The sequence below is a fragment of the Novipirellula sp. genome, assembly GCF_041583735.1.
GTDB lineage: Bacteria > Planctomycetota > Planctomycetia > Pirellulales > Pirellulaceae > Novipirellula.
The window spans coordinates 1-3990 of the sequence record NZ_JBFHFD010000741.1 but is presented as its reverse complement, the minus strand read 5'-3'; the positions used below and the strand labels follow the sequence as shown (position 1 = coordinate 3990).

The window sequence follows — 3990 nt, the reverse complement described above, 5'->3', positions numbered from 1 at the left end:
TCTTCGCACGACTTTTCTCAAAAGTAGCTGTTATGAAAACGTCACCGATCTCACGGTCTCTGCTAGCAACCACGAAAACGTTGTCTACCGCAATCGTCGCAGTAGCACTTGCTTCTTTGCTTGCAAATGATCTCCATCTTCTTTCGCATGCCGAGGGAGCCGAGAATCAGCTTCGCTCATCCGCGGCGAACCCATCGATGGAGCAGACGCGAGTGATGTGGGAACCCAAGCGATCGGCAAAGCCGATGCCGAAGCGACGGTCGCTGGTATCACAAGCGGCTCGCGGCAACGTAATTGACGAAATGCCTACCGAACCCTTGGTGGACGACCAAATTCGCCAAGTTGGATTCTACGATGGCGGCTGTACCAACTGTGGTCCGGTTTGCGACTGTGGTGGCGAAGTCAGCTGCGGTGTCGAACCCGGCTGTGGGTTTGAGCCCGGTTGCGGGTTCGAGCCAGGCTACGGGTATGAAGTCGGTTGTGGCGCCGAATATGGCGATCCCGGCTGTGGCGTCGAGGCTTGCCCTAGTTGCCATGGCGAACCGGTTTGCGGGATGGAATCGATCGGTTACCACGACGCCAGCTGTGGGCTGGAATCGATCAGTGGCAACTATTGCGACAGCTGTGGTGGTGGCGGGTGCGATTCATGCTGTGGCGTGCAAACGTATCCATTATTTCTGCCGCTGTTGCGAATCAATTGGCATCGATTTGATTTTTTCGCCGGTGTCCAAGGATTCAAAGGCCCGCTCAGCTTTGCCAACACCGATGGCGGCAACGGTCGTAGCCGTGTTGGATCGGGCAGCTTTGGTTTTTACGAAGGCTTCAACGAAGGACGTTCGCTGAAACCGTTGTTTGGTTGGGACATGTCATTGCAACTCGGTGTGCGAGCGACTCAGAACAACCTCTCGGGTGCCGAATTCACCAGCGACCGACGTCATCAAGTGTTTGTCACGGGCGGATTTTTCCGCCGCGTTGATTATGGTTTGCAATACGGATTGGTCGTCGACTACATGAGCGACGATTGGTACTACCAAGCCGACTTGACCCAACTGCGTGGTGAATTGAGCTGGAAGGAAAACGGCTGTCACGTCTATGGATTCCAGTTCATGACCAGTCTTGGCGACGACAGTTCCTCGACCTTGGTCCGCAACGCAGCGGGAGCCACAGTGATCTCGAGCCTCGACTTCGAGTCGACGGATCAATACCGCTTCTTCTATCGCCGGATGCTTCACAACGCCGGATCGTGGGATGCATTCGCCGGATGGACCAATCATGATGACGGCATTCTCGGCACGACGATGACGCTGCCACTTCGCCAAAAGTTGGCTCTTTCGACCGGAGCAACCTACTTGATTCCAAACGAAGGAACCAACAGCGGCGGCTACCAGGAAGAGTCATGGAACATCGCCATCGGATTGGTTTATCGTCCCGGTGGCCCACGCGGCGCAGGCCGTTACAGCCGTCCGATGTTTGACGTCGCCGACAACGGCACGTTCATGGTCGATCGCAAATAGCGAATTCCGTCTTAGCCGTAGACCGGAACGCAGCCCTAGCGAAGTTCCGGCCTAGGGAATTCGGATGTGATAGAACGCGGACGTCCCGAGACGTCCGGCGACTGTCGATGACAAGCCTGGAAGCTTATCGTGCATTAGTCGGCCAAATAGCCCGACAAGGTGCGTTTGGGCGTTGGCAATTTTAGTAGCGGAGCGAACGAAGCGGTGTTCTCATCGACATCGATAAACAGATCCGCCAGGCTTGCTTGGTCGCCTTGAGTCAATCGCTCGTAACCGGCTACAAATTCCGCCTTCTCGCTCCAGTCATCGTCGCTACAGGATGGCAACAGCGATGCCAAGGCAACGCATGCTCCCCCGCGAGCCGATTCGCCTTGGGCAAGTAGCGATTCAAGCTGAGTGTGCTGGGCAATCAAGGTCACAAAGTCCTTTGGCAAACTCCATCGATTCGCCAAGAGTGCCGCGGCATCGGCATGGTCCCAGCCGAACATTTCTTGTTCCAGTCCGCTCAAACGTCGGCTCTCAGCTGCACGTCGTTCGACGAGCGCTTGGTACTGTTCAGGCAATTCCTTCAGCAACAACGGAATCGCCATATCTTGCAGTAGTGCTCCGGCGAACAAGTCTTCGGCGTTTTCGACTTTCAGCGAACGCCCGAGCTTCCGCGCCAGGATCGCCCGTCGCAGCGAGTCTTGCCAAAGCGACTTCAAGTCGAACGGACCAAATTTTGGATTGGGAATCACGCTGAACACGGCGTTCCAAAGCGCAAAGTTCGTGATCGCTCGACTGCCCACCAATGTCAACGCTTGTTGCACACTCATGATCTCGCGGCTGAAACCAAAGTACGACGAGTTGACGAACTTCAGCACTTGCCCCATCAGCCCCGGATCTGCCTCGATCGGCTTGGCAAATTCGGGCGGCCCCACGTCCTCTCGCTGCGAAAGCTGCAGCAACGCGATCGCGCTGTGCGGCAGCGCAGGCAATACGTCCGAGTGAAAGACATCTTCGAGAGCGGTGGTATTGATGACGGTCGACATGATTTTTTTGTGGGCTTTGGACCTAGGAATTTTCGTCGGGTGATTTCTGCAGGTGGCGAATCACGAATGATTTGCCTCTGAAACCTAGGCCAAGAATCAGCCAAGGGCAACGTTTTTATCGGGGCTCGATCAAGCAACCAAAGCGTGAGGCCAACAACCGGCAGTTCCGTTACAAACCATCACTGCGGCGTCCGCATGGCATCGGTTTCCCGGTTCACCATCGCGATGAATCCACGATGCAACCCACGTTGCGTTTGGGCAGCCGGTGTTGCCAAAAACAAACGTCGACGGATCGGCGTCTGGAACACACGACAATCACGCAAACCCTTTAGCAACAATCACTTAGAACACACACAACCCCATTTGAATCGCGAATTGGTTCGCTTTGTGCAACGTTGCTTCCCTTAATATGAGCAACCTTGGATTCAACAAAAACGACATTCGTCTCCTGAAGCATTGCCTATGGATCAATGCCAAGTGCGTTGCGCTGATTGTGGCGTTCGTGATCGCATTGCAATGGGCTCACGGCGATCCCATCCCTTCGCTTGCCTCCGCCCCCGCGGCCACAACCTCTGCCACGTCAACCACTGCGGCAACCGCCACTGCGACGCCTGCGGTCACATCAACAGGGGGCCGACCGCGGAACCCGATCCCGCCGACCGGTTGGCGGCGAACCAATCGCGGCTGGGAACATACGTCGTCGTGGCCGCAAACCAGCGGGCTGGGGCAAACGCATTCAATTAGCGAATTGATCGCGATGCAAGAGTCACGCGAACCGAAATGGTTCAATTCGATGCTTGGCCGCGTCAGCGGGATTCCACCGTTAATGATCGCGGTGCTTCAAATCACCATGATTGCGGTGATTTTCAATATGGCAAAGCCCAAAGCACGCGTCTAACCCGCCGTGTTTCATTCGACCGTGTTTCATTCGGCCGTGTTCTGCTCGACCGTGGCAACCTTCGCCTGCTGGGCAAATGCCTTCGCGTTCACGTGAGCCGAATCGCCGTTGACGTTCACGACATAGCCGCCCGAGCCGGCGACAGCCGCTTCAAAACCGAGGATGGCCGTGGGATCGACCGCAGGGTCGGTAAAGAGCACCGCGTTGTACAACATCATCATGTCACCGTCGGTAAGCCGCCGCAGCGATTCGCCGAGGATATCAACCTCACCGCTAGACTGCGTCGTCGTCGGATCCTGGTCTGCAGAAATACTTGCTTCGATAAACGCAGCAAACTCGGAAACATCCTTGGGCGACTTTCCATTCTCGGTTTGAAAGCGGCGATATTGCGATGCCAACTCGCTCAAACAGCCACGTTTCAGCAAGATCTCTTTGGCAGCCGAGTCATCGCTGCAACCACCGATGGCAAAACCAATCAACGTCGTGATCATGCATAGCAGGATTGCCAGTCGACGATCACAAGCTGGATAAGCGACGATGTCGCTGG

At 55.7% G+C, this 3990-nt stretch carries 4 protein-coding genes; 2 read left to right on the top strand and 2 right to left on the bottom strand.

The annotated features are described in order from the left end of the window. Positions 1-32: 32 nt before the first annotated feature. Positions 33-1514, top strand: coding sequence for a DUF6666 family protein (locus tag ABX962_RS31955; protein WP_372725691.1), 1482 nt, complete (start codon positions 33-35; stop codon positions 1512-1514). Between the two features lie 134 nt (positions 1515-1648). Here the strand turns inward: ABX962_RS31955 and ABX962_RS31950 are convergent, their stop codons facing one another. Then, positions 1649-2545 (bottom strand): HDOD domain-containing protein, encoded by an 897-nt coding sequence (locus tag ABX962_RS31950; RefSeq protein ID WP_339940116.1) that lies wholly within the window; start codon positions 2543-2545, stop codon positions 1649-1651. A 409-nt stretch (positions 2546-2954) separates the two neighbouring features. On the opposite strand from ABX962_RS31950, the gene ABX962_RS31945 reads away from it, so the two are divergent. Continuing rightward, positions 2955-3443: a hypothetical protein gene (locus ABX962_RS31945; protein WP_372725689.1), complete on the top strand. Its 489-nt coding sequence runs from the start codon at positions 2955-2957 to the stop codon at positions 3441-3443. Between the two features lie 26 nt (positions 3444-3469). Here ABX962_RS31945 and ABX962_RS31940 read toward each other — a convergent pair. Beyond that, on the bottom strand, positions 3470-3990 hold a 521-nt coding region (locus tag ABX962_RS31940; protein WP_372725687.1), incomplete at its 5' end, for a hypothetical protein.

What these genes read in the sequence shown, in the direction of transcription:
- ABX962_RS31955 (WP_372725691.1), top strand. Translation starts at nt 33, where the DNA reads ATGAAAACGTCACCGATCTCACGGTCTCTGCTAGCAACCACGAAAACG.
- ABX962_RS31950 (WP_339940116.1), bottom strand. Translation starts at nt 2,545, where the DNA reads ATGTCGACCGTCATCAATACCACCGCTCTCGAAGATGTCTTTCACTCG.
- ABX962_RS31945 (WP_372725689.1), top strand. Translation starts at nt 2,955, where the DNA reads ATGAGCAACCTTGGATTCAACAAAAACGACATTCGTCTCCTGAAGCAT.